Here is a 24737-nt window from a genome sequence, read left to right as displayed (position 1 = left end):
CATGATCGTTCGTCAGGTGGTGGAGATCACAAAGACGGTGGCGTACCCCGTGTCGCAGATCACAGGACGGCAGGCATAGGATGCGGGGCAGTCGGGCTTGTGAACTGCCTCACATGTGCACGATCTTGGTGAGGTGGCGAGCCGGTCGCCCGATGCGGTCCAACGGTCAAGGACGACTGGAAGGAGCGAGGAGCGTGAATGCCTACGCGCCCATCCTCGTGCTCGGCGCCCTCGGGGCAGGCTTTGCGATCTTCTCCGTGGTCATGGCCACGCTTATCGGGCCAAAGCGGTACAACCGAGCAAAGCTGGAAGCGTACGAGTGCGGTATCGAACCCACCCCCACTCCAGCTGGAGGCGGCCGGTTCCCGATCAAGTACTACCTGACGGCGATGCTGTTCATCGTCTTCGACATCGAGATCGTCTTCCTCTATCCCTGGGCGGTCACCTTCGACGCCCTGGGGATCTTCGGGCTCGTCGAGATGCTGCTCTTCGTGCTCACCGTCTTCGTCGCCTACGCGTATGTGTGGCGCCGGGGCGGCCTGGAATGGGACTGAGGGGCTGAGGGGCACACCATGGGACTCGAAGAGAAGCTGCCAAGCGGCTTTGTGCTGACCACTGTCGAGCAGGCCGCCGGCTGGGTACGGAAGTCGTCCGTCTTCCCTGCCACCTTCGGCCTCGCCTGCTGCGCCATCGAGATGATGACGACCGGAGCCGGGCGGTACGACCTGGCCCGTTTCGGGATGGAGGTCTTCCGCGGATCGCCGCGGCAGGCGGATCTGATGATCGTCGCGGGACGGGTCAGCCAGAAGATGGCGCCCGTCCTGAGGCAGGTCTACGACCAGATGCCGAGCCCCAAGTGGGTCATCTCCATGGGGGTTTGTGCGTCATCGGGCGGTATGTTCAACAATTACGCCATTGTGCAGGGTGTTGATCATATTGTGCCGGTCGATATCTATTTGCCGGGATGCCCGCCGCGTCCCGAGATGCTGATCGACGCCATCCTCAAACTCCACCAGAAGATCCAGGGCTCCAAGCTCGGGGTCAACGCGGAGGAGGCCGCCCGCGAGGCGGAGGAGGCGGCCCTCAAGGCACTCCCCCTGATCGAGATGAAGGGGCTGCTGCGGTGAGCGACGAGCAGAAGAACAACGGAGTGCCCGCGCCGCGCGAGGACTCCGGCGACGTCATCGGCGTACGCAAGGGCATGTTCGGTGCCAACAACGGCGGCGACACCTCGGGCTACGGCGGACTCGTCCGCACCGTGACCCTGCCGGGTGCCTCGTCCCGCCCCTACGGCGGCTGGTTCGACGAAGTGGCCGACGAGCTGGAGGGGGCCCTGGAGGAACAGGACCTGCTGCCCGCCAACGCCATCGAGAAGACGGTCGTCGACCGGGGCGAACTCACCTTCCACATCGCCCGCGAGCATCTGCTCACCGTGGCCCGCACCCTGCGCGACGACCCCGCCCTGAGGTTCGAGCTCTGTACGGGCGTGAGCGGCGTGCACTTCCTCGGGGACAAGGGCCGCGAGCTGCACGCGGTCTACCACCTGAGGTCGCTCACCCACGGGCGGCTGATCCGCCTCGAGGTGTCCGCCCCGGACAGTGATCCGCACATCCCGTCCCTCGTCGCGGTCTACCCGACCAACGACTGGCACGAGCGCGAGACCTACGACTTCTTCGGGCTGATCTTCGACGGGCACCCCGCCCTCACCCGGATCATGATGCCGGACGACTGGCAGGGCTTCCCGCAGCGCAAGGACTATCCGCTCGGCGGCATCGCCGTCGAGTACAAGGGCGCCCAGATCCCGGCTCCGGACCAGCGGAGGTCGTACAGCTGATGACCACTCCCCACGCAACACCCCGTGCCACGACCGAGGGGACTGTATATACAGTCACCGGCGGCGACTGGGACGAGGTCGTCGAGTCCGCGGCCAAGGCGGACGACGAACGCATCATCGTCAACATGGGCCCCCAGCACCCGTCCACGCACGGCGTGCTGCGGCTGATCCTGGAGATCGACGGCGAGACCGTCACAGAGGCCCGCTGCGGCATCGGCTATCTCCACACCGGCATCGAGAAGAACCTCGAGTTCCGGAACTGGACACAGGGCACCACCTTCGTCACGCGCATGGACTACCTGACCCCGTTCTTCAACGAGGCGGCGTACTGCCTCGGGACGGAGAAGCTCCTCGGCATCGAGGACCAGATCCCCGACCGGGCCACCGTCCTGCGCGTGCTCCTGATGGAGCTCAACCGGATCTCCTCGCACCTGGTGTGCATCGCCACCGGCGGCATGGAACTCGGCGCCACGACGATCATGATCTACGGCTTCCGCGATCGTGAACTCGTTCTCGATCTCTTCGAGCTGATCACCGGCCTCCGGATGAACCACGCGTTCATCCGGCCCGGCGGCCTGGCGCAGGACCTGCCCCCGGGCGCGGTCGACCAGATCCGCGAGTTCATCAAGACCATGAAGAAGAACCTGCCGGAGTACGACAAGCTCGCGACCGGCAACCCCATCTTCAAGGCCCGTATGCAGGACGTCGGCTACCTCGACCTGACCGGCTGCGTGGCGCTCGGCGCCACCGGCCCGGTCCTGAGGTCCGCCGGACTCCCGCACGACCTGCGCAAGAGCGACCCGTACTGCGGCTACGAGAACTACGAGTTCGACGTGCCCACCGCGGACACCTGCGACGCCTACGGCCGCTTCCTCATCCGCCTGGAGGAGATGCGCCAGTCGCTCAGGATCGTCGAGCAGTGCCTGGACCGGCTGGAGCCGGGCCCGGTCATGGTCGCCGACAAGAAGATCGCCTGGCCCGCGCAGCTCGCGCTCGGACCCGACGGACTCGGCAACTCGCTCGACCACATCAAGAAGATCATGGGCACCTCCATGGAGGCCCTGATCCACCACTTCAAGCTGGTGACCGAGGGCTTCCGGGTCCCGGCCGGACAGACGTACACGGCCATAGAGTCCCCCAAGGGCGAGCTCGGCGTGCACGCGGTCTCGGACGGCGGCACCCGGCCCTTCCGGGTCCACTTCCGCGACCCGTCCTTCACCAACCTGCAGGCCATGGCGGCGATGTGCGAGGGCGGCCAGGTCGCCGACGTCATCGTCGCTGTCGCGTCCATCGACCCCGTGATGGGAGGCGTCGACCGGTGACCGCATCCAATCAAGAAGTCAGCCTGGGGATGCCGCAGCTCCCCGCCCCCGCCTACCCGGCCGAGGTGCGCACCCGGCTCGAAGCGGACGCGAAGGAGGTGATCGCCCGCTACCCCGGCAGCCGCTCCGCGCTGCTGCCGCTGCTGCACCTCGTGCAGTCCGAGGAGGGGTTCGTCTCCCGTACGGGCATGGCGTTCTGCGCCGAACTGCTCGGCCTCACCACCGCGGAGGTCACCGCGGTCGCCACCTTCTACTCGATGTACCGGCGCCGGCCGAGCGGCGACTACCAGGTCGGGGTCTGCACCAACACCCTGTGCGCCGTCATGGGCGGCGACGCCATCTTCGACCGGCTCAAGGACCACCTCGGCGTCGGCAACGACGAGACGACCGAGGACGGCAAGGTCACGCTCGAGCACATCGAGTGCAACGCGGCCTGCGACTTCGCGCCCGTCGTGATGGTCAACTGGGAGTTCTTCGACAACCAGACGCCGGAGAGCGCGACGCAGCTCGTCGACGACCTGATCGCCGGCCGGACCGTCGAACCCACCCGCGGCGCCCCCCTGTGCACGTACAAGGAGACCGCCCGCATCCTGGCCGGCTTCCCCGACGAGCGCCCCGGTGCCGTCGAGGCGACCGGCGGAGCGGGTGCCGCCTCACTGGTCGGGCTGAAGCTGGCCAAGGGCGAGGCCGCCCCGCAGCCGCGCGTCGTCGCCCCGCGGGGCGAGGCCCCGAGCGACCAGCCGCAGAAGGGTGCCGAGCACCTCAGCTCGCACGACGCGCCGCAGCAGACCTCGGCCTCCGACCCGGAGCACCCGGCCGGGCCCGCCGCCGAGGAGGGGGAGTGATGACCTTGGCAGCCGAGATCGACAAGAACGGGACCAGCCCGGAGAAGCTCCTGGCACCGGTCCTCTCCGCCTTCTGGGACGAACCGGAGTCCTGGACGCTGGACACCTACCGGCGTCACGAGGGCTACGAGGGCCTGCGCAAGGCGCTGGCCATGTCGCCGGACGACCTCATCGCGTACGTCAAGGACTCCGGTCTGCGCGGGCGCGGCGGCGCCGGATTCCCCACCGGGATGAAGTGGCAGTTCATCCCGCAGGGCGACGGCAAGCCGCACTACCTGGTCGTCAACGCCGACGAGTCGGAGCCGGGAACCTGCAAGGACATCCCGCTGCTCTTCGCGAACCCGCACAGCCTCATCGAGGGCATCGTGATCGCCTGCTACGCGATCAGGTCGTCGCACGCCTTCATCTATCTGCGCGGTGAAGTCGTCCCCGTGCTGCGGAGGCTGCACGAGGCCGTGCGCGAGGCGTACGAGGCGGGGTACCTGGGGAAGGACGCCCTCGGCCCCGGGCTCGACCTGGAACTCACCGTGCACGCCGGTGCCGGTGCGTACATCTGCGGTGAGGAGACCGCGCTGCTCGACTCGCTCGAAGGACGCCGCGGCCAGCCCCGGCTGCGTCCCCCCTTCCCCGCGGTCGCCGGTCTGTACGCCTGTCCCACTGTGGTGAACAACGTCGAGTCCATCGCCTCGGTTCCCGCGATCCTGAACAAGGGCAAGGACTGGTTCAAGTCGATGGGCAGCGAGAAGTCCCCGGGCTTCACGCTGTATTCGCTCAGCGGGCACGTCACCAGCCCCGGCCAGTACGAGGCCCCGCTCGGCATCACCCTGCGCCAGCTGCTCGACATGAGCGGCGGCATCAGGGCCGGCCACCGGCTGAAGTTCTGGACCCCCGGCGGCTCCTCCACCCCGATGTTCACCGAGGAGCACCTCGACGTCCCGCTGGACTACGAGGGCGTCGGCGCCGCCGGCTCCATGCTCGGTACCAAGGCGCTGCAGTGCTTCGACGAGACCACCTGCGTGGTGCGGGCCGTCACCCGCTGGACCGAGTTCTACGCCCACGAGTCCTGCGGCAAGTGCACGCCATGCCGTGAGGGCACCTACTGGCTCGTCCAGCTGCTCCGCGACATCGAGGCCGGCAAGGGCGAGATGGCCGACCTCGACAAGCTGAACGACATCGCCGACAACATCAACGGCAAGTCGTTCTGCGCCCTCGGTGACGGCGCCGCCTCGCCGATCTTCTCCTCGCTGAAGTACTTCCGCGAGGAGTACGAGCAGCACATCACGGGCAAGGGCTGCCCCTTCGATCCTGCCAGGTCGACCCTCTGGGCCGACGACAAAGACGACAAGAACGCTCACCGGGGGGTGAACGCATGACAGTCACCACGAGTGCGCCCTCCGGGGGCGGCGAGGCGGCCATCCCGCCCGAGGACCTGGTCACGCTGACCATCGACGGCATCGAGATCAGCGTCCCCAAGGGCACCCTGGTCATCCGCGCCGCCGAGCTCCTCGGCATCGAGATCCCGCGCTTCTGCGACCACCCGCTCCTCGACCCGGCCGGCGCCTGCAGGCAGTGCATCGTCGAGGTCGAGGGCCAGCGCAAGCCGATGGCGTCCTGCACCATCACGTGCACCGACGGCATGGTCGTGAAGTCGCAGATCACCTCGCCGGTCGCGGAGAAGGCCCAGAAGGGTGTGATGGAGCTCCTGCTCATCAACCACCCGCTGGACTGCCCGGTCTGCGACAAGGGCGGCGAATGCCCCCTGCAGAACCAGGCGATGTCGCACGGCGGCGCCGACTCCCGCTTCGACGGGAAGAAGCGCACCTTCGAGAAGCCCGTCCCGATCTCCACCCAGGTGCTGCTGGACCGCGAGCGGTGCGTGCTCTGCGCGCGCTGCACCCGGTTCTCCAACCAGGTGGCGGGCGACCCCATGATCGAACTCATCGAGCGTGGCGCGCTCCAGCAGGTCGGTACCGGGCAGGGCGACCCCTTCGAGTCGTACTTCTCCGGCAACACCATCCAGATCTGCCCCGTCGGAGCGCTCACCTCGGCGGCGTACCGCTTCCGCTCCCGGCCCTTCGACCTCGTGTCGACGCCGTCGGTGTGCGAGCACTGCGCGGGAGGCTGCGCGACCCGCACCGACCACCGCCGCGGCAAGGTCATGCGGCGGCTCGCCTCCAACGACCCCGAGGTCAACGAGGAATGGCTCTGCGACAAGGGCCGCTTCGGATTCCGCTACGCGCAGCAGCGTGACCGGCTCACCACTCCGCTCGTACGCAACGCGGACGGGGTGCTCGAAACGGCGAGCTGGCCCGAGGCACTGGCGGCAGCGGCAACCGGTCTCTCGGCCGCCCGCGGCAGGGCCGGTGTCCTCACCGGCGGCCGGCTCACCGTCGAGGACGCCTACGCGTACAGCAAGTTCGCGCGGATCGCCCTCGGTACGAACGACATCGACTTCCGCGCCCGGATCCACAGCAGCGAGGAAGCCGACTTCCTGGCCGCGCGGGTGGCAGGTCGCGGGCGAGACCTGGACGGCAGCGGAGTCACGTACACCTCGCTGGAGAAGGCCCCGGCGGTCCTGCTGGCCGGTTTCGAGTCCGAGGAGGAGGCGCCCGGCGTCTTCCTGCGGCTGCGCAAGGCCCACCGCAAGCACGGGCAGCGGACGTTCGCGCTCGCCTCGCACGCCACGCGCGGACTGGAGAAGGCGGGCGGCACCCTGCTCCCCGCCGCCCCCGGTACCGAGACCGAGTGGCTGGACGCGCTCGCGGGCGGAGTCGGACTGGAGGGTGACGGTGCCCTCGCCGCCGAGGCGCTGCGCGGTGAAGGCTCGCTGATCGTGGTGGGCGAACGGCTCGCCGGGGTCCCCGGTGCGCTGACCGCCGTCGTACGGACCGCCGCCGCCACCGGTGCCACGCTCGTGTGGATTCCGCGGCGGGCCGGCGAACGCGGTGCGGTGGAGGCGGGCGCGCTCCCGTCGCTGCTGCCCGGCGGCCGTCCGGCGACCGACCCGCGGGCCAGGGAGGAGGTGGCGTCCGTCTGGGGCGTCGCCGAACTCCCGTCCCGCTTCGGCCGAGACACCGGCCAGATCGTCGAGGCCGCGGCCACCGGCGAGCTGGCCGCGCTGCTGGTCGCCGGTGTGGACCCCGAGGACCTGCCCGACCCGGCCGGTGCCCTCCGGGCGCTGGACGAGGTCGGCTTCCTGGTCTCGTTGGAGCTGCGCCCCGGCGCGGTCACCGAGCGGGCCGACGTGGTCCTGCCCGTCGCCGCGGTCGCGGAGAAGCCCGGCACGTTCCTCAACTGGGAGGGCAGGGCGCGGATGTTCGAAGCCGCGCTGAAGCCCGAGCAGCTGCCGCGCACACTCTGCCCGACCGACGCGCGGGTCCTGCACATGCTCGCCGACGCGCTCGACGTGCACCTCGCACTGCCGGACCTGAGGGCGGCGCGGCGCGAGCTCGACCGCCTCGGTGGCTGGCAGGGCACCCACGCCGAGGACCCCCGGGCGACGTCCCGGCCGGTGCCCGGCGCCGGTGACGGCGAAGCCGTACTCGCGGGCCACCGGATGCTGCTCGACCGGGGCCGGCTGCAGGAGGGCGACGAGGCGCTGGCCGGTACCCGGCACGCGGCCGTCGCACGGCTCTCCGCCGCCACCGCGGCCGAGACCGGGGTGAAGGACGGCGACCTGCTGGCCGTCACCGGACCCGCCGGCACCACCGAACTCCCGCTGGCGGTCACCGACATGCCGGACCGGGTGGTGTGGGTGCCCCTCAACTCCGTCGGCCGGGGCGTTCCCGCCGACACCGGAGTACAGCCGGGCGGACTGGTCCGGATCGGTCCGGCCGCCGGAAGCCCCGCAGAGACACCGGAGGTGCGAGCGTGACTGGCCTCGCTCAACTCGCCGCGGCACCGCACGGCGCCGTACTCGCCGCCGAGGACCTCTCGATGTTCGGCACGGACCCGTGGTGGCTCGTCGTCGTCAAGGCGGTCTTCTGCTTCGCGTTCCTGATGGTGACCGTGCTCTTCTCCATCGTGTGGGAGCGCAAGGTCGTCGCCTGGATGCAGCTGCGCATCGGCCCGAACCGGCACGGCCCCTGGGGCATGCTCCAGTCGCTCGCCGACGGCATCAAGCTGATGCTGAAGGAAGACGTCATCGTCAAGCGGGCCGACAAGGTCGTCTACGTCCTGGCCCCGATCATCGCCGCCGCACCGGCGTTCATGGCGATCGCGGTGATCCCGTTCGGCCCGTCGGGCAACGAGGTCTCGATCTTCGGGCAGCGCACGACGATGCAGCTGACCGACCTGCCGATCGCGATGCTGTACATCCTCGCGGTCGCCTCCGTCGGCATCTACGGCATCGTGCTGGCCGGCTGGTCCTCCGGATCGACGTACCCGCTGCTCGGCGGTCTGCGCTCCTGCGCCCAGATGATCAGCTACGAGATCGCGATGGGCGCCGCCTTCGCCTCGGTGTTCCTCTACTCCGGGTCGATGTCGACCTCGAAGATCGTGGAGGCGCAGGAGGACCGCTGGTTCATCATCCTGCTGCCGGTCTCCTTCATCATCTACGTCGTCACGATGGTCGGGGAGACCAACCGCGCCCCGTTCGACATGCCGGAGTCCGAGGGCGACCTCGTCGGCGGCTTCAACACCGAGTACTCCTCGATCAAGTTCGCGATGTTCATGCTCGCCGAGTACGTCAACATGGTCACCGTCTCCGCGGTCTCCGTGACCCTGTTCCTGGGCGGCTGGCGGGCTCCGTACCCGATCAGCACCTTCTGGGAGGGCGCGAACCACGGCTGGTGGCCGATGCTCTGGTTCGTCATCAAGGTCCAGCTGCTGCTGTTCTTCTTCATCTGGCTGCGCGGCACCCTGCCCAGGGTCCGCTACGACCAGCTGATGAAGCTCGGCTGGAAGGTCCTGATCCCGGTCTCCGTGGTCTGGCTGATGCTGGTGGCCACGGTCAGGGCGCTGCGCAACGAGGGCTACGACTTCTCGAAGATCGTGCTGTACGTCGCAGGGGCCGTGATCGCGATCCTGCTGATCTCCTTCGTCGTGGACATCTTCCGGGACCGCAAGGCGAAGGAAGCCGAAGCGGCCGCCGAGCCGGAGCCGGCGTTCGACCCGATGGCGGGCGGATTCCCGGTACCGCCGCTGCCCGGGCAGAGCCTGCCGCCGGTACCGCGCCGCAGGCCGCGCCGCGAGCGGGAGCTCGTTGTCAGTGGCGGACCCGATACTCAGAGTGACGAACACGCGAGTGACGGAAAGGAGGCTGACGGTGTCTGAGTCATCAGAACCCTCAGGGGAGAAGTTCCAGAATCCTGTGGCCGGCTTCGGCGTGACCTTCAAGGCCATGTTCAAGAAGCGGCTGACCGAGCAGTACCCGGAGACGCCGAAGGTGACGGCGCCGCGCTTCCACGGCCGGCACCAGCTCAACCGTCACCCCGACGGCCTGGAGAAGTGCGTCGGCTGCGAACTGTGCGCCTGGGCGTGTCCGGCGGACGCCATCTACGTGGAGGGCGCGGACAACACCGAGGAGGAGCGCTACTCCCCGGGGGAGCGCTACGGCCGCGTCTACCAGATCAACTACGCGCGCTGCATCCTGTGCGGGCTCTGCATCGAGGCGTGCCCCACCCGGGCGCTCACGATGACCAACGAGTTCGAGCTCGCCAACACCACCCGCGAGAGCCTCATCTACACCAAGGACGAGCTGCTCGCGGGGCTGGAGGAAGGCATGGTCGACAGCCCGCACGCGATCTTCCCCGGCATGGACGAGCAGGACTACTACCGCGGTCTCGTGAGCGAGGCCGCACCCGGTACGGAGCGTCAGACCGCCGTCTCCAAGGGCGAAGCCGACAAGGAGGTGGACGCATGACCTCCGGTCTGGCCGCCGCGGCCTCCACGACCTCCACCCCCGAGGCCGTCCAGTTCTGGCTGCTCGGCACCGTCGCCGTCATCGGCGCGCTCTCCACCGTCCTGATGAAGAAGGCGGTGCACAGCGCACTGTCGCTCGCCGGCACCATGATCGTGCTGGCGGTCTTCTACCTCGCCAACGGCGCCTACTTCCTGGGCATCGTCCAGGTCGTCGTCTACACCGGCGCGATCATGATGCTGTTCCTCTTCGTGGTCATGCTCGTCGGCGTCACGGCGGCCGACTCGCTGAAGGAGACCATCAAGGGCCAGCGCTGGCTGGCCGCCGGATGCGGACTCGGCTTCGGCGTCCTGCTGATCGCCGGCATCGGCCAGGCCTCCCTGGCCGGCTTCAACGGCCTCGGCGCGGCGAACGCCCAGCACGGCGGGAACGTCGAGGGCCTCGCCAACCTCATCTTCACCAAGTACGTCTTCGCGTTCGAGATCACGGGCGCCCTGCTCATCACGGCGACCGTCGGCGCGATGCTCCTGACGCACCGCGAGCGCACCGAACGCGCCAAGACGCAGCGGGAGATGTCCCAGGACCGGGTGCGCAGCAACCACCTCCCGCCGCTCCCCGCCCCGGGTGTCTACGCCCGGCACAACGCGGTGGACATCGCCGGACTGCTCCCGGACGGCACCGCTTCCGAGCTCACCGTCATGCAGACGCTGCGCCGGCGCGGCCAGATCCGGGACGTGTCGACCGAGTCGCTCGCCGACCTCAAGGCGCTGGAACAGCGCTCCGGGGAACGGCTGGGCCGTGACCACGAAGAAGAAGGGGAGGAGGTCGCCAAGTGAATCCGGTCAACTACCTCTACCTCGCGGCCCTTTTGTTCACGATCGGCGCCTCCGGCGTCCTGATCAGGCGGAACGCGATCGTGGTGTTCATGTGCGTGGAGCTGATGCTCAACGCCTGCAACCTCGCGTTCGTCGCGTTCTCCCGGATGCACGGAAACCTCGACGGCCAGATCATCGCCTTCTTCACGATGGTCGTCGCCGCCGCTGAGGTCGTCGTCGGGCTCGCGATCATCGTGTCGCTGTTCCGCTCCCGCCACTCGGCCTCGGTCGACGACGCCAGCCTGATGAAGCTGTAAGGGGTCGGAATCGTGGAAAACCTGATTGCGCTGCTGGTCGCGGCGCCCCTGCTCGGAGCGGTGGTCCTGCTGTGCGGGGGCCGCCGGCTCGACCGGGCCGGCCACTGGCTCGGCACGCTGTTCTCCGCCGCGGCCTTCGTCGTCGGCGTGGTGCTGTTCATCGACATGCTGGGCAGGAGCGCCGACGACCGCGCCCTGCACCAGATGCTGTACAGCTGGATTCCCGTCGAGGGCTTCCAGGCCGACGTGGCCTTCCAGCTCGACCAGCTGTCGATGACGTTCGTCCTGCTGATCACGGGTGTGGGCACACTGATCCACATCTACTCGATCGGCTACATGGAGCACGACGAGCGCCGCCGCCGCTTCTTCGGCTACCTGAACCTGTTCCTCGCGGCGATGCTCCTGCTGGTCATCGCCGACAACTACCTGCTCCTGTACGTCGGGTGGGAGGGCGTCGGTCTGGCGTCGTACCTGCTCATCGGCTTCTGGCAGCACAAGCCCAGCGCGGCCACCGCCGCCAAGAAGGCCTTCCTGGTCAACAGGGTCGGCGACATGGGCCTGTCGATCGCGATCATGCTGATGTTCACCACCTTCGGCACCTTCGCCTTCGGACCGGTGTTCGCCGCGACCGACGGGGCGAGCGAGGGCAAGCTGACCGCGATCGGCCTGATGCTGCTCCTGGCGGCCTGCGGCAAGTCCGCCCAGGTCCCGCTGCAGTCCTGGCTCGGTGACGCGATGGAGGGCCCGACCCCGGTCTCCGCCCTCATCCACGCCGCCACCATGGTGACCGCGGGCGTCTACCTCATCGTCCGCTCCGGCGCGATCTTCAACGCGGCGCCCGACGCCCAGCTGGTCGTCGTGGTCGTCGGTGCGGTCACGCTCCTCTTCGGTGCGATCGTCGGTTGCGCCAAGGACGACATCAAGAAGGCCCTCGCCGGGTCGACCATGTCGCAGATCGGCTACATGGTCCTGGCCGCGGGTCTCGGCCCCATCGGCTACGTCTTCGCGATCATGCACCTGGTGACGCACGGCTTCTTCAAGGCCGGTCTCTTCCTCGGCGCCGGTTCGGTCATGCACGGCATGAACGACGAGGTCGACATGCGGAAGTACGGCGGCCTGCGGAAGTACATGCCGGTCACCTTTATCACCTTCGGCCTCGGCTACCTCGCGATCATCGGCTTCCCCGGCCTGTCCGGCTTCTTCTCCAAGGACAAGATCATCGAGGCGGCCTTCGCGAAGGGCGGCACGGAGGGCTGGATCCTCGGCTCCGTCGCCCTGCTCGGCGCCGCGATCACCGCGTTCTACATGACGCGGGTGATGCTGATGACGTTCTTCGGCGAGAAGCGCTGGCAGCCCGACGCGGAGGGCCACGACCCGCACCCGCACGAGTCACCGAAGTCGATGACGATCCCGATGGTGGTGCTGGCCTTCGGGTCGGTCTTCGCCGGAGGCTTCTTCTCCATCGGCGACCGGTTCATGCACTGGCTTGAGCCCGTCACCGGACACGACCACGGACACGCACCCGTCAGCGCGACCACCGTCACCGCCGCCACCATGGTGGTGCTCGTCATCGGTGTCGCCATCGCCTGGTTCGTGTACGGGCGCAGGCCCGTCCCCGTCGTCGCCCCGCGCGGCTCGCTGCTCACCAGGGCCGCCCGTCGCGACCTCTACCAGGACGACTTCAACCATGTGGTCCTGGTCCGCGGCGGCGAGCACCTCACCCGCTCCCTGGTCTACGTCGACCACACCCTGGTCGACGGCGTCGTCAACGGCACGGCCGCCTCGATGGGCGGGCTCTCCGGCCGGCTGCGCAAGCTGCAGAACGGCTATGCCCGCTCCTACGCGGTCTCGATGTTCGGCGGTGCGGCGGTCCTCATCGCCGCAACCCTGCTGATGAGGGCGGTCTGATCACATGTCCTTTCCCCTCCTGACAGCGACGGCGGCGCTCCCGGCGATCGGCGCGATCGCCACCGCCGCCGTCCCCGCCGCACAGCGCACCGCGGCCAAATGGCTCGCGCTGATCGTCTCGCTCGGCACGCTCGTCCTCGCGGGCATCGTGTTCGCCCGCTTCGAACCGGGCGGCGACCGCTACCAGCTGACCGAATCGCACGCCTGGATCAAGGACTTCGGCGTCCGGTACGAGCTGGGCGTCGACGGCATCGGGGTGGCGCTCCTCGCGCTCACCGCGCTGCTGATCCCCTTCGTCATCCTGGCCGGCTGGCACGACGCCGACCCCCTGGAGACGAAGTCCTCCCGCTGGAGGCCCACCCAGGGCTTCTTCGCCCTCATCCTGATGGTCGAAGCGATGGTGATCCTCTCCTTCGAGGCCACCGACGTCTTCCTCTTCTACATCCTCTTCGAAGCCATGCTCATCCCGATGTACTTCCTCATCGGCGGCTTCGGGGACCGGGCGCACACGGGCAGCGACGAGAACGCGGCGGCGCAGCGCAGCTACGCGGCCGTGAAGTTCCTCCTCTACAACCTGGCCGGCGGGCTGATCATGCTGGCCGCCGTCATCGGGCTCTACGTGGTCGCGGGGAGCTTCTCGCTCTCCGAGATCGCCGAGGCCCGGGCCAACGGTTCGCTGGAGATGGCGAGCAGCACCGAGCGGTGGCTGTTCCTCGGCTTCTTCTTCGCCTTCGCGGTGAAGGCCCCGCTGTGGCCGCTGCACACCTGGCTGCCCAACGCCATGGGCGAGGCGACCACCCCGGTGGCCGTCCTGATCACCGCGGTCGTCGACAAGGTCGGCACCTTCGCGATGCTCCGCTTCTGCCTCCAGCTGTTCCCGGAGGCCAGCAAGTGGGCGACGCCGGTGATTCTCGTCCTCGCGCTGATCTCCATCATCTACGGGGCGCTGCTCGCCGTTGGCCAGCGCGACATCAAGCGGCTCATCGCCTACGCGTCGATCTCGCACTTCGGCTTCATCGTGCTCGGCATCTTCGCGATGACGAGCCAGGGCCAGTCGGGCGCCACGCTCTACATGGTCAACCACGGGCTCTCTACGGCCGCGCTGATGCTGGTCGCCGGATTCCTGATCACGCGGCGCGGCTCGCGGCTCATCGCCGACTACGGCGGGGTGCAGAAGGTGGCACCGGTGCTGGCGGGGACGTTCCTCATCGGTGGTCTCGCGACGCTGTCGCTGCCCGGCCTCGCCCCGTTCGTCAGTGAGTTCCTCGTCCTGGTCGGCGCGTTCAGCGCGTACCCGGTGGTCGGCATCATCGCGACCGTCGGCATCGTGCTCGCCGCGCTGTACGTCCTCGTCCTCTACCAGCGGACGATGACGGGACCGGTCACGGAGGCGGTCCGGAGCATGCCGGACCTCAAGGTCCGTGAACTGGCGGTCGCCCTGCCGCTGATCGCCCTGCTGATCTTCCTGGGTGTCTTCCCGAAGCCGCTCACGGAAGTCGTCAACCCGGCAGTGCAGCACACCATGCACGACGTACAGAAGAAGGACCCCCAGCCCGAGGTGGAGGCCGCCAAGTGAGCGCAACAGCTGTCCACAGCCTGTGGACGACGGCGGGCGGCGGGGTGACAACGGCTGCCGCGGGCGACAAGTTCACCGCGCCGACCATCGAGTACGCCCAACTGGCGCCCGTCCTGATCGTGATCGGCGTCGCCGTCCTGGGAATCCTGGTGGAGGCCTTCGTCCCGCGCAGGGCCCGCTACACCACCCAGGTCTTCCTGACGGTCGTCGCCCTCGGTGCCGCGTTCGCCGCGGTCCTGGGGCTCGCGGCCGACGGGTACGCGGGGAAGAACGCGCAGATCGCCGCGATGGGCGCCGTCGCCGTCGACGGCCCCGCGCTGTTCCTGCAGGGCACCATCCTGCTCGTCTCGATGGTCTCCGTCTTCACCTTCGCCGAGCGGCGCCTGGACCCCGCCGCGCACGGCAACCGCGTGGACTCCTTCGCCGCACAGGCCGGTTCGGTCCCCGGCAGCGACGGCGAGAAGGCCGCGGTCAAGGCCGGGTTCACCACGACCGAGGTCTTCCCGCTGGTCCTCTTCTCCGTCGCCGGCATGCTGGTCTTCCCGGCCGCCAACGACCTGCTGACCCTCTTCATCGCGCTCGAGGTCTTCTCCCTCCCGCTCTACCTCCTGTGCGCCGTCGCCCGCCGCAAGCGGCTGATGTCGCAGGAGGCCGCGGTGAAGTACTTCCTGCTCGGGGCCTTCTCCTCGGCGTTCCTGCTCTTCGGCATCGCCCTGCTCTACGGATACGCGGGCACCGTCTCGTACGCCGGTATCGCGAACGTCGTGGACGGCACCGTCCAGGAGATCAACCCGGCGCTCGCGGACACCATGGGCAACGACGTGCTGCTGCTGATCGGCGGCGCGATGATCCTGATGGGCCTGCTGTTCAAGGTCGGCGCGGTCCCGTTCCACATGTGGACCCCGGACGTGTACCAGGGTGCGCCGACGCCGGTCACGGGCTTCATGGCGGCGGCGACGAAGGTCGCCGCGTTCGGCGCCCTGCTGCGCCTGCTGTACGTGGTGCTGCCGGGTCTCACCTGGGACCTGCGCCCCGTCATGTGGGGCGTCGCGATCGTCACGATGCTGGGCGGCGCGATCGTCGCGATCACCCAGACCGACATCAAGCGGCTGCTGGCCTACTCCTCGATCGCGCACGCGGGCTTCATCCTCGCGGGTGTCATCGCGGCCAGTCCGGAGGGCATCTCCTCGGTCCTCTTCTACCTCGGCGTCTACTCCTTCGTGACCGTCGGCGCCTTCGCCGTCGTCACCCTGGTGCGGGACGCGGGGGGCGAGGCGACGCATCTGTCGCAGTGGGCCGGTCTCGGCCGGCGCTCGCCGCTGACCGCGGCGGTCTTCGCCGTGTTCCTGCTGTCCTTCGCCGGTATTCCGCTCACCTCGGGCTTCTCCGGGAAGTTCGCCGTCTTCAAGGCGGCGGCGGACAACGGTGCGGGCGGCCTGGTCGTGGTCGGTGTGATCTCGTCGGCCATCGCCGCGTTCTTCTACATCCGCGTCATCGTCCTGATGTTCTTCAGCGAGCCGAAGGCCGATGGCCCCACGGTCGCCGTCCCGTCCCCGCTGACGATGACGACGATCGCGGTCGGCGTCGCGGTCACCCTGGTGCTGGGCCTGGCCCCGCAGTACTTCCTGGACCTGGCGAGCCAGGCGGGAGTCTTCGTGCGGTAACCGCGTGAGAAGCGCTGCGACAACGCCGGACGGGCCCTGGAAGTCAAACCCGTCCGGCGTTGTCGTACGTGGCGCCTATGGTTGCTGTGGACGGTTGGACAGCGACACGGACGGCACGGACGGGCGGAACGGAACGATGAGTGTGACGACCGAGAGCGCCGCGCAGCAGACCCTGCACCGGGTGTTCGGGTACGAGGCGTTCCGCGGCGAGCAGGGTGCGGTGATCGAGCACGTGGTCGCCGGCGGCGACGCGGTCGTGCTCATGCCCACCGGCGGCGGCAAGTCCCTCTGCTACCAGATCCCCGCCCTGGTCAGGCCGGGTACCGGCGTCGTGGTCTCTCCACTGATCGCTCTCATGCAGGACCAGGTGGACGCCCTGCGCGCGCTCGGTGTCCGCGCCGGCTTCATGAACTCCACGCAGGACTTCGACGAGCGCCGCTCGATGGAGGCCCAGTTCCTGGCGGGCGAGCTCGACCTGCTGTACCTGGCCCCGGAGCGGCTGCGCCTGGACTCCACCCTCTCGCTGCTCGCCCGCGGCGAGATCTCCGTCTTCGCGATCGACGAGGCGCACTGCGTCGCCCAGTGGGGCCACGACTTCCGCCCCGACTACCTGGCCCTGTCCGTCCTGGGCGAGCGCTGGCCCGACGTACCGCGCATCGCGCTCACGGCCACGGCGACCGACGCCACGCACCAGGAGATCACCCAGCGCCTGGGCATGCCCGAGGCCAGGCACTTCGTGGCCAGCTTCGACCGGCCCAACATCCAGTACCGCGTCGTGGGGAAGTCCGACCCGAAGAAGCAGCTGCTCACCTTCCTCAAGGAGGAGCACCCCGGGGACGCGGGCATCGTCTACTGCCTGTCGCGCAATTCGACGGAGAAGACCGCCGAGTACCTCTGCCGCAACGGCATCGAGGCCGTGCCGTACCACGCGGGCCTGGACGCCTCGATGCGCGCCGAGCACCAGTCGCGCTTCCTGCGCGAGGAGGGCCTGGTCGTCGTCGCGACCATCGCCTTCGGCATGGGCATCGACAAGCCCGACGTGCGCTTCGTCGCCCACCTCGATCTGCCGAAGTCCGTCGAGGGCTACTACCAGGAGACAGGACGCGCGGGCCGTGACGGTGCGCCCTCCACGGCCTGGATGGCGTACGGACTCCAGGACGTCGTCCAGCAGCGCAAGCTGATCCAGGGCGGCGAGGGCGACGAGGCGTTCCGGCGCCGGGCCGCCGCGCACCTCGACTCGATGCTGGCGCTCTGCGAGACCGTCCAGTGCCGCCGCGCCCAGCTCCTGACGTACTTCGGCCAGGAGCCCGGCTCCGAGAGCTGCGGCAACTGCGACACCTGCCTCACCCCGCCCGAGACCTGGGACGGCACGGTGGTCGCGCAGAAGCTGCTGTCCACCGTGGTCCGGCTGAAGCGGGAGCGCGGGCAGAAGTTCGGGGCCGGCCAGATCATCGACATCCTGCTGGGCCGCAAGACGGCGAAGATCATCCAGTTCGACCACGACCAGCTCTCGGTCTTCGGCATCGGCGAGGAGCTGGCCGAGGCGGAGTGGCGTGGTGTGGTGCGCCAGCTGCTGGCCCAGGGGCTGCTCGCCGTCGAGGGCGAGTACGGCACGCTGGTGCTGACGGAGGAGAGCGGTTCCGTGCTCGGCCGGGAGCGCGAGGTACTGCTGCGTAAGGAGCCGAAGAAGCCGACGGCCAAGTCGGCGAGGGGCGAGCGCAAGGGCAAGTCGGCCGCGGCCGTGGCGGACCTGCCGGCCGAGGCCGTCCCGGTCTTCGAGGCGCTGCGTGCCTGGCGCGGTGCCCAGGCGAAGGAGCTGGGCCTCCCGGCGTACGTGATCTTCCACGACGCGACGCTGCGGGAGATCGCCGCGCTGCGCCCCGGTTCGCTCGCGGAGCTGGGCGGGATCAGCGGCCTGGGCGAGAAGAAGCTGGCGACGTACGGCGAGGGCGTCCTGGAGGTGCTGGCCGGGCTGGGAGACGTCGAGCCGGGCGCCGACAGTGCCCCCGCCGTGCCGGAACCGGTGTCCCGGCCCGCCGCCGCGGTTCCGCCGCAGCCGGAGGCCGCACGCGCCGCGGAGCCGGTGCGGGCAGAACGGGCGGATCAGCACACGGATGCGCACTTCGGCTGGGACGAGGAGCCGCCTGAGTTCGACTGAGCGCGTGACGGGCGGCGACGGCCTACTCCGGCGTCGCCCGGCGTCGCGTGACGATCGCGGTCAGGTCGAGATCGACGGGGAAGGGTGCGGAGACCTTCATCCGGTCGTGGAAGATCCCGGTGGATGTGTACGCGCCGGTGGCGGGTTCCAGCTCGAAGACGTACACGACTGCTCGGCCGTCCTGGTTCTCCACCCGCCAGTAGTGCGGGATCTTCGCCCGCGCGTACTTCACCGGCTTGGTCTCCCGGTCACGGGTGACGGACTCGTCGGACACGACCTCCACAGCCAGCACCACACTCTGCGAGGGGAACCGCGTCTGCCGCAGACTCTCGACCGCGTCCGCACGCACGACGACCACATCGGGCTCGGGCCGGTTCTGGAAGTCGACGTCGATGGTGAATTCGCGAAAGACTTCCAGGTCGAGCGGTGCGAGCGACTGCAGCTGCCACTTCAGGTAGTCGATCGCACGCTCATGGAAAACGGTCTGCGGACTCACGAAGACAAGGCTCCCGTCGATCAGCTCCGTATGCGGAGGCAGATTCGGAAGCGTGTCCAGGTCATCAGCGGTCCATCCGCCTGCGGGCGGAACCGCCCACCGCGGCTCAGGTGCCTCGGGTCCGACGCTCATCAGTGCTCCCATACGAAGGAGTCTCGTGGGCCCGTCCAGCGTATACGGCGGGAACTGATCAGGGCCGCCCAGACGTGTGCACGAGTTACGCGCCGTTGACCACCGCTCCCCTCGCCGCGTAGGCGCGCACGTCCGCGTCCGGGTCGGTGAGCACTCCGGCCAGGGCTTCCCGGGCCGCGTCGTGGGCCGTGTGGTGCAGCAGAGCCAGGACCGCCGCCTTGCGCACGTCGGCGTTCGGGTCGCCCAGGGCTCCGGTCAGCGGGCCGATCGCGGAGTCCGGGGCCGCCGAGGAGAGCGCCGTCGCCGCCCCCGCGCGTACCTGCCAGGCCGGACCGGAGAGGGCCGTGACCGCCGTCGCGGCGTACGGCGCGGGGCACCCCGTCGCCGCGAGCGCGGCCAGGGCGGCGGCGCGGACCAGCGCGTCCCCGTCCTCCAGCAGCGGGGTGAGCGGCTCCGGGGCGGGGGAGTGCGTCGCGGCCAGCCCCTTCGCCACGGCCACCCGGACCTCGCGGGACGGATCGGCCGCGGCCGCAGTCAGGTACTCCACCGCGTCCACTGAGACGAGAGCCCGGACGGTGTGCAGCCGCACGTCGATGACCGGGTCGCCGAGTGTGCGCGCGTACAGGTCGGCGTCCCCCAGCCGCAGCGCCCGCAGGGTGTCCAGCGCGGTGGCCCGTACGACCGGGTCGTCCGAGCCGAGCGCCGTCACCAGCGGTGCGCGCAGGGCCGGTTCGGCCGGCAGGACCTCAACCAGCTCCCGCAGGGAGGCGGCGGCCGCCGCCCGCACCGACGGCGCAGGGTCGGCGAGCGTCCCGGCCAGTGCCGGACCCGCACCCTGCGGCGTCGACTCGGTGAGCGCGGCCACGGCCGCCCGCCGGACCGCCGGGTCCGCGTCGGCCAGGTACGGGGCGAGGACCGGCAGGTCCGGCTGGTCGTCGGCGAGCGCGAGGAGTTCCAGGATGCGGGGGGACGGGCCGGACGGTACGGGGGCAGCGGCAGCGGGCGCCGGGTCCGCCGCCGTCCGGGAGCCGGACGACGGGGCCACGTCCCGCCGTCCCGCTGTCGCGACCTGCTCCGCCGCCACCTCGCCGATCTCGCGCGAGGCCCCGCCCACGGGGGCGAACCCCTCCACGGGCACGAGGTAGGGAGCCACCGGCCTCGCCGTGAACTCCATCGCTCCCGATGCGGACTTGCGCAGGTCCAGGTGGTGGAACCAGTCCGCGTCGTCCCGCTCGGGATGGTCCGTACGCTCGTGGTACAGGCCCCAGCGGGACTCCGTGCGGGCCAGCGAGGAGCGCGCCGCCATCTCCGCGCAGTCCCGGATGAAGCTCACCTCGGCGCACCGCATCAGCTCGTGCGGGGTCGTCGCGCCCATCTCCGCGATGTCGGTCCGCATCCGCTCGAACGCCTCCAGCGCGAGCGAGAGCCGCGCCCCCGACTTGGGCGGGGCCACGTAGTCGTTCACGAAGCGGCGCAGTTTGTACTCGACCTGGGGCTGCGGCGGCCCCTCCGGGTTGTGCAGCGGCCGGTAGATCAGCTCGTGGGCCTCGCGCAGCTGCTCGGCGGGCAGTTCGCCTTCGTACGCCGTGAACTGCGAGGCGTCGGCGCCCGCGAGGTCACCGAAGACGAACGCGCCGATCATGTAGTTGTGCGGGACGCAGGCCAGGTCTCCGGCGGCGTACAGGCGCGGCACCGTCGTACGCGCGTGGTCGTCGACCCGCACGCCGGAGGCCGAATGGCCGCCGCACAGGCCGATCTCGGAGATGTGCATCTCGATGTCGTGGGTGCGGTAGTCATGGCCCCGGTTCGCGTGGAACGTGCCGCGCGTGGGCCGTTCCGTCGTGTGCAGGATGTCTTCCAGCGCGCTGACGGACTCCTCGGGGAGGTGGCTCAGCTTCAGGTACACCGGCCCCCGGTCCGAGGCGACCTCCGCCGCGAACTCGGCCATCATCTGCCCCGACCAGTAGTCGGAGTCGACGAACCGTTCGCCGTGCCGGTTCACCTGGTAGCCGCCGAACGGATTGGCGACGTAGGCGCAGGCCGGACCGTTGTAGTCCTTGATCAGCGGGTTGATCTGGAAGCACTCGATGCCGGTCAGCTCGGCGCCCGCGTGGTACGCCATGGCGTAGCCGTCCCCGGCGTTGGTCGGGTTCTCGTACGTCCCGTAGAGGTAGCCGGACGCCGGCAGTCCGAGCCGTCCGCACGGACCGGTGGCCAGGACGACGGCCCCGGCGCGGACCGTGACGAACGCTCCCGTACGGGTGTTGAAGCCCGCCGCCCCGATCGCCCGGCCGTCGTCACCCGTCAGGATCCGGACCGGCATCACCCGGTTCTCGATCCGGATCCGCTCCCGCATCTCGCGGCGCCGCAACTGCCGGTAGAGGACCTTCTTGACGTCCTTGCCCTCGGGCATCGGCAGCACGTACGCGCCGGAGCGGTGGACCTGGCGGACGGCGTACTCCCCGTGCTCGTCCTTCTCGAACTTCACCCCGTACGACTCCAGCCGCTGCACCATCGGGAAGCCGAGTTCCGCGGTCCGGCGGACGGTGGACTGGTCGACGATGCCGTCGTTGGCGCGGGTGATCTCGGCGACGTAGTCGTCGGGTTCGGCGCGGCCCGGGATCACGGCGTTGTTGACGCCGTCCATCCCCATGGCGAGGGCGCCCGAGTGCCGGACGTGCGCCTTCTCCAGCAGCACGACGGACGCGCCGTGCTCGGCGGCGGTGAGGGCCGCCATGGTGCCGGCCGTGCCGCCCCCGACGACCAGTACGTCGCAGGAGAGTTCCTCGGCGTCGGCGAGGGCGGGGATCTGCACGGTCATGCCTTTCAGTGGGCGGGAGTGAGCGATTCGAGGACCTCGCGCCGCAGCGCGACGGTCGCCGGGTCGGAGCGCGCGGCGCGTTCGCGCGGACGCGGTACGTCCAGGACGCGCCCGGTGGGCAGCAGTGCCACCCGGTCGCCGAGGAACAGCGCCTCGTCCACGTCGTGCGTGACGAAGACGACCGTGGCGCCCGTGCCGTGCAGGACATCGACGAGCAGCTGCTGCATCCCGGCCCTGGTCTGGGCGTCCAGCGCGCCGAAGGGCTCGTCCATCAGGACCGCGCGCGGTTCGGCCGCCAGGGCGCGGGCCAGCTGCACACGCTGGCGCTGGCCGCCCGAGATGCGGTGCGGGAGCTTCGCCCCGTGGTCCTCCAGGCCGACCCGGGCCAGCCAGGACTCGGCCCGGCGCCTGCGTTCGGAGCGCGCCACGCCCCGGATGGCGAGGGGCAGTTCGACATTGGCACGCACCGTGCGCCACGGCAGCAGCGCGTCGTCCTGGAAGACGAGGGCCCGCTCGGCGCGCGGTGCGGTGATCGGCTGGCCGTCCTGCGTGACCTGGCCGCCGAGCGCGGGCAGCAGTCCGGCGAGGGTGCGCAGGAGCGTGGACTTGCCGCAGCCGGACGGGCCGACGACGGCGAGGATCTCACCGGGTACGACATCGAGGTCGATCCCCTCCAGGACGGGTGCCCCGGCCCGGCCGAGCACGGCACCGCGCAGGGTGAGCCGGACGCCCGGGGACGTGGTGGTGGTCATGGGTGCACCCGCTCCTTGGCCAGGGGGGCCGGCGCAGCCGCCGGGGATACGGACCGGGGCCGGTGCCGTACGGGGGACGGGGGACGGTTCTCCGTACGCGGCAGCCACCGTGTGAGCCGGCGGCCCAGCAGTTCCACCGCCGTCGAGGTGATCCACCCGAGGAGGCCGATCGTGGCCATGCCGACGAAGACGCCCGGGTAGTCGACGACCGTGTAGTCCTGCCAGGTGCGGTACCCCACCCCGTACTCGCCGGAGATCATCTCGGCGGAGATCACACAGATCCACGACACCCCGATGCCGACGGAGAGCCCGCCCAGGATGCCGGGGAGCGCGCCGGGCAGGACGACGGAGCCGAGGATCCGCCACCGGCCGCCGCCCATCGTCAGGACGGCCTCCTCCCACACCGGGGTGAGGGCGCGCACCGCGTGCCGGGTGGAGACCATGACGGGGAAGAACGCCGCGGTGCACGTGATGAAGACGATCCCCTGCTCGTTGCTGGGGAAGAGCAGGATCGCCACCGGCACGAGCGCGATCGCCGGGACCGGGCGGATCACTTCGAGGACCGGGCCCAGCAGGTCGGAGGCCAGCCGGGAGCGGGCGACGGCGGTGCCGACGGTGATGCCCAGGACGGCGGCCAGGGCGAAACCGGTGACGATCCGGGTCAGGCTGTCGGTGAGGTCCTGCCAGTACGCGTCCGTGCCGAGCCGGTCGCCGAAGGCGCGCGCCACATCGGTCACCGTCGGGAACTGCTCGAAGCGCAGCCACAGGTTGATGTCGAAGGCGGTCAGCAGCTGCCAGATGCCCAGGGCGGCCACCAGCGACAGGGCCCGCAGCGCGATCGACCACCGGCCGCTCATGAGACGCGGGCCCGGTCGAGCGCGGTGGCGTACGAGACGATCCGGGCGCCGGGGTGGGTGGCGACATCGGCGCGGGCCGCGGATGCGGTGACGTACGGCCGCAGTGCGGCGCCCTCGGACACCCAGACCGCCCGGTCGGCGAACCACAGCGTCCCGGTCTTCGCGTCGGGGACGTACGCGGCGCGGACCTGCCCCGGGTGCGCGGCGGCGTACCGCAGGACCTCGGTGGGGGTGGCGAACGCCGACGTGGTGTCCTTGCCCTTCAGCCAGACCTCTCCGCCGCGTGCGGCGGGCGGACCGGCCGCCTGCGCCTTCGCGTAGGCGGAGCCGTGCACCCGCTTCACGTACTGCTCGTCGACGAAGGCGTCCACGTCCACGTCGCCGACCAGCTTCGCCGAGCGCAGCACGGGGACGTCCTTCTTGAGCGCCGCGACCAGTGCGGGTTTCACGGTGGTGTCGAACGTCGCGATGCCCTGGGAGCCGTTGTAGAGGTGCACGACCTCGGCCGGCAGGCCGGTGGCCTTCGCGACCGACTCGGACGACGCCACCGGGTGCTCGTGCAGGTAGTCCGTCGCCCGGCCCTGCGCCCGCAGGAAGTCCTCCAGCACGGCGGGCCGCCGCTTCGCGAACTCCTCGCGGACGGTGACCCCGTGGAAGGTCGGAAGATTCAGCTCCGCCCCGTCGTAGAGGGCCTTCGCCCGTCCCTGGAAGGCCAGCAGTCCGGGCCAGGCCACGAACTGCGACAGGGCGTCCGCGCTGCCGGCCTGGAGCGCGGACGCACCCACCGCGGGCTGCTGGTTGAGCTTGCGGATGTCCTTCTCCGGGTCGATCCCGGCCTGTTGGAGCGCGCGGACGAGCGTTCCGTCGGCGGCTGATCCGACACTCGTGGAGACCTTCTTGCCGCGCAGGTCCTCCAGCGAGTCGAGGTCCGAACCGGGCGCGGTCACCACGGTGTTGAGCCCGCCCCGCAGGTTGTACCCGGTGACCGAGACGAGTCTGGTGGGGCGGTTCAGCTGCTTGCCGCGAGCCGCGTTGATCAGCAGAGGGAAGTCGCCCATCGAGCCGATGTCGATCTTCCCGGCGGTCATCTGCGCGGTGATCGGCGCGCCGGTCGCGTAGTCCTGCCACTTCACCTTGTACGTGACGCCGTCCCGTTCGCCGCGGGCCCGCAGCTCTTCCTCGAAGTAGCCGAGGGAGCGCAGGAGGGTGCCCGCGGTGACGGTGTTGATGGTCCTGGACTGATAGCCGACGGTCACCGTGACCGTGTCGCCGTCACCCGCGCTCGCTTCGCCGCCGCAGCCCGCGGTGAGCGGGACGAGAGTCGCGGCGGTGAGCAGGGCGGCGGCGCGGATTGCCGTGCGTCGCATGGGAGGAATGGCC

20 protein-coding genes are annotated in these 24737 nt (G+C 69.9%); 15 read left to right on the top strand and 5 right to left on the bottom strand.

What is annotated here, in order from left to right:
• The first annotated feature begins 194 nt into the window (after positions 1 to 194).
• From OG257_RS16440 to recQ, 15 genes are all read left to right on the top strand, one after another.
• Complete coding sequence (locus OG257_RS16440) at positions 195 to 554, top strand: NADH-quinone oxidoreductase subunit A (RefSeq protein ID WP_003992243.1); 360 nt, start codon at positions 195 to 197, stop codon at positions 552 to 554.
• 18 nt (positions 555 to 572) lie between these two features.
• Positions 573 to 1127: a NuoB/complex I 20 kDa subunit family protein gene (locus tag OG257_RS16435; protein ID WP_014154689.1), complete on the top strand. Its 555-nt coding sequence runs from the start codon at positions 573 to 575 to the stop codon at positions 1125 to 1127.
• Complete coding sequence (locus OG257_RS16430) at positions 1124 to 1834, top strand: NADH-quinone oxidoreductase subunit C (RefSeq protein WP_329208448.1); 711 nt, start codon at positions 1124 to 1126, stop codon at positions 1832 to 1834. Before OG257_RS16435 ends, OG257_RS16430 begins: the two co-directional genes overlap by 4 nt.
• Entirely contained in the window at positions 1834 to 3156 is a 1323-nt protein-coding gene (locus OG257_RS16425) for an NADH-quinone oxidoreductase subunit D (RefSeq protein ID WP_329208447.1), read from the top strand. The genes OG257_RS16430 and OG257_RS16425 overlap by 1 nt, the downstream gene beginning before the upstream one ends.
• Before the next feature lie 29 nt (positions 3157 to 3185).
• The gene (gene nuoE / locus OG257_RS16420; RefSeq protein WP_329215135.1) at positions 3186 to 4001 is read left to right on the top strand and encodes an NADH-quinone oxidoreductase subunit NuoE; all 816 of its coding nucleotides are present in this window, start codon (positions 3186 to 3188) and stop codon (positions 3999 to 4001) included.
• Complete coding sequence (gene nuoF, locus OG257_RS16415) at positions 4001 to 5374, top strand: NADH-quinone oxidoreductase subunit NuoF (RefSeq protein WP_329208446.1); 1374 nt, start codon at positions 4001 to 4003, stop codon at positions 5372 to 5374. The genes nuoE and nuoF overlap by 1 nt, the downstream gene beginning before the upstream one ends.
• Positions 5371 to 7875, top strand: coding sequence for an NADH-quinone oxidoreductase subunit G (locus OG257_RS16410; protein ID WP_329208445.1), 2505 nt, complete (start codon positions 5371 to 5373; stop codon positions 7873 to 7875). The genes nuoF and OG257_RS16410 overlap by 4 nt, the downstream gene beginning before the upstream one ends.
• Positions 7872 to 9275 carry an NADH-quinone oxidoreductase subunit NuoH gene (gene nuoH / locus OG257_RS16405; protein WP_329208444.1) on the top strand — a complete coding sequence of 468 codons (1404 nt, stop codon included), beginning with the start codon at positions 7872 to 7874 and terminating at the stop codon, positions 9273 to 9275. The genes OG257_RS16410 and nuoH overlap by 4 nt, the downstream gene beginning before the upstream one ends.
• Complete coding sequence (gene nuoI, locus OG257_RS16400; RefSeq protein ID WP_329208443.1) at positions 9268 to 9864, top strand: NADH-quinone oxidoreductase subunit NuoI; 597 nt, start codon at positions 9268 to 9270, stop codon at positions 9862 to 9864. Before nuoH ends, nuoI begins: the two co-directional genes overlap by 8 nt.
• Positions 9861 to 10697 carry an NADH-quinone oxidoreductase subunit J gene (locus tag OG257_RS16395; protein ID WP_329208442.1) on the top strand — a complete coding sequence of 279 codons (837 nt, stop codon included), beginning with the start codon at positions 9861 to 9863 and terminating at the stop codon, positions 10695 to 10697. The genes nuoI and OG257_RS16395 overlap by 4 nt, the downstream gene beginning before the upstream one ends.
• Complete coding sequence (gene nuoK, locus OG257_RS16390) at positions 10694 to 10993, top strand: NADH-quinone oxidoreductase subunit NuoK (protein ID WP_307539564.1); 300 nt, start codon at positions 10694 to 10696, stop codon at positions 10991 to 10993. The genes OG257_RS16395 and nuoK overlap by 4 nt, the downstream gene beginning before the upstream one ends.
• 12 nt (positions 10994 to 11005) lie before the next feature.
• Positions 11006 to 12901 (top strand): NADH-quinone oxidoreductase subunit L, encoded by a 1896-nt coding sequence (gene nuoL / locus OG257_RS16385; protein ID WP_329208441.1) that lies wholly within the window; start codon positions 11006 to 11008, stop codon positions 12899 to 12901.
• A gap of 4 nt (positions 12902 to 12905) precedes the next feature.
• Positions 12906 to 14477 carry an NADH-quinone oxidoreductase subunit M gene (locus tag OG257_RS16380; protein WP_329208440.1) on the top strand — a complete coding sequence of 524 codons (1572 nt, stop codon included), beginning with the start codon at positions 12906 to 12908 and terminating at the stop codon, positions 14475 to 14477.
• Entirely contained in the window at positions 14474 to 16141 is a 1668-nt protein-coding gene (gene nuoN, locus OG257_RS16375; RefSeq protein ID WP_329208439.1) for an NADH-quinone oxidoreductase subunit NuoN, read from the top strand. Before OG257_RS16380 ends, nuoN begins: the two co-directional genes overlap by 4 nt.
• A gap of 136 nt (positions 16142 to 16277) precedes the next feature.
• Positions 16278 to 18299, top strand: coding sequence for a DNA helicase RecQ (gene recQ, locus OG257_RS16370; protein ID WP_329208438.1), 2022 nt, complete (start codon positions 16278 to 16280; stop codon positions 18297 to 18299).
• A gap of 22 nt (positions 18300 to 18321) precedes the next feature.
• On the opposite strand, the gene OG257_RS16365 is transcribed toward recQ, so the two are convergent.
• From OG257_RS16365 to OG257_RS16345, 5 genes are all read right to left on the bottom strand, one after another.
• The gene (locus OG257_RS16365; protein WP_329208437.1) at positions 18322 to 18927 is read right to left on the bottom strand and encodes a Uma2 family endonuclease; all 606 of its coding nucleotides are present in this window, start codon (positions 18925 to 18927) and stop codon (positions 18322 to 18324) included.
• An 85-nt stretch (positions 18928 to 19012) separates the two neighbouring features.
• Complete coding sequence (locus OG257_RS16360) at positions 19013 to 21748, bottom strand: fumarate reductase/succinate dehydrogenase flavoprotein subunit (RefSeq protein ID WP_329208436.1); 2736 nt, start codon at positions 21746 to 21748, stop codon at positions 19013 to 19015.
• A 5-nt stretch (positions 21749 to 21753) separates the two neighbouring features.
• Positions 21754 to 22500, bottom strand: coding sequence for an ABC transporter ATP-binding protein (locus OG257_RS16355; protein ID WP_329208435.1), 747 nt, complete (start codon positions 22498 to 22500; stop codon positions 21754 to 21756).
• Positions 22497 to 23357, bottom strand: coding sequence for an ABC transporter permease (locus tag OG257_RS16350; protein WP_329208434.1), 861 nt, complete (start codon positions 23355 to 23357; stop codon positions 22497 to 22499). Before OG257_RS16350 ends, OG257_RS16355 begins: the two co-directional genes overlap by 4 nt.
• A complete protein-coding gene (locus OG257_RS16345) occupies positions 23354 to 24724 on the bottom strand; it encodes an ABC transporter substrate-binding protein (RefSeq protein ID WP_329208433.1) in 1371 nt (456 codons plus the stop codon). The genes OG257_RS16350 and OG257_RS16345 overlap by 4 nt, the downstream gene beginning before the upstream one ends.
• Positions 24725 to 24737: the final 13 nt, after the last annotated feature.

The organism is Streptomyces sp. NBC_00683 (genome assembly GCF_036226745.1).
In the GTDB taxonomy this organism is placed as follows: domain Bacteria; phylum Actinomycetota; class Actinomycetes; order Streptomycetales; family Streptomycetaceae; genus Streptomyces.
The sequence above is the reverse complement of the archived record's forward strand: the minus strand, read 5'-3'. Positions and strand labels throughout refer to the sequence as shown.

Coding starts and splice junctions, on each gene's coding strand:
- nuoF (WP_329208446.1), top strand. CDS start 4,001: ATGACCTTGGCAGCCGAGATCGACAAGAACGGGACCAGCCCGGAGAAG.
- OG257_RS16435 (WP_014154689.1), top strand. CDS start 573: ATGGGACTCGAAGAGAAGCTGCCAAGCGGCTTTGTGCTGACCACTGTC.
- OG257_RS16425 (WP_329208447.1), top strand. CDS start 1,834: ATGACCACTCCCCACGCAACACCCCGTGCCACGACCGAGGGGACTGTA.
- OG257_RS16360 (WP_329208436.1), bottom strand. CDS start 21,748: ATGACCGTGCAGATCCCCGCCCTCGCCGACGCCGAGGAACTCTCCTGC.
- OG257_RS16365 (WP_329208437.1), bottom strand. CDS start 18,927: ATGAGCGTCGGACCCGAGGCACCTGAGCCGCGGTGGGCGGTTCCGCCC.
- OG257_RS16355 (WP_329208435.1), bottom strand. CDS start 22,500: ATGACCACCACCACGTCCCCGGGCGTCCGGCTCACCCTGCGCGGTGCC.
- nuoE (WP_329215135.1), top strand. CDS start 3,186: ATGCCGCAGCTCCCCGCCCCCGCCTACCCGGCCGAGGTGCGCACCCGG.
- OG257_RS16410 (WP_329208445.1), top strand. CDS start 5,371: ATGACAGTCACCACGAGTGCGCCCTCCGGGGGCGGCGAGGCGGCCATC.
- OG257_RS16395 (WP_329208442.1), top strand. CDS start 9,861: ATGACCTCCGGTCTGGCCGCCGCGGCCTCCACGACCTCCACCCCCGAG.
- OG257_RS16350 (WP_329208434.1), bottom strand. CDS start 23,357: ATGAGCGGCCGGTGGTCGATCGCGCTGCGGGCCCTGTCGCTGGTGGCC.
- OG257_RS16345 (WP_329208433.1), bottom strand. CDS start 24,724: ATGCGACGCACGGCAATCCGCGCCGCCGCCCTGCTCACCGCCGCGACT.
- OG257_RS16380 (WP_329208440.1), top strand. CDS start 12,906: ATGTCCTTTCCCCTCCTGACAGCGACGGCGGCGCTCCCGGCGATCGGC.
- recQ (WP_329208438.1), top strand. CDS start 16,278: ATGAGTGTGACGACCGAGAGCGCCGCGCAGCAGACCCTGCACCGGGTG.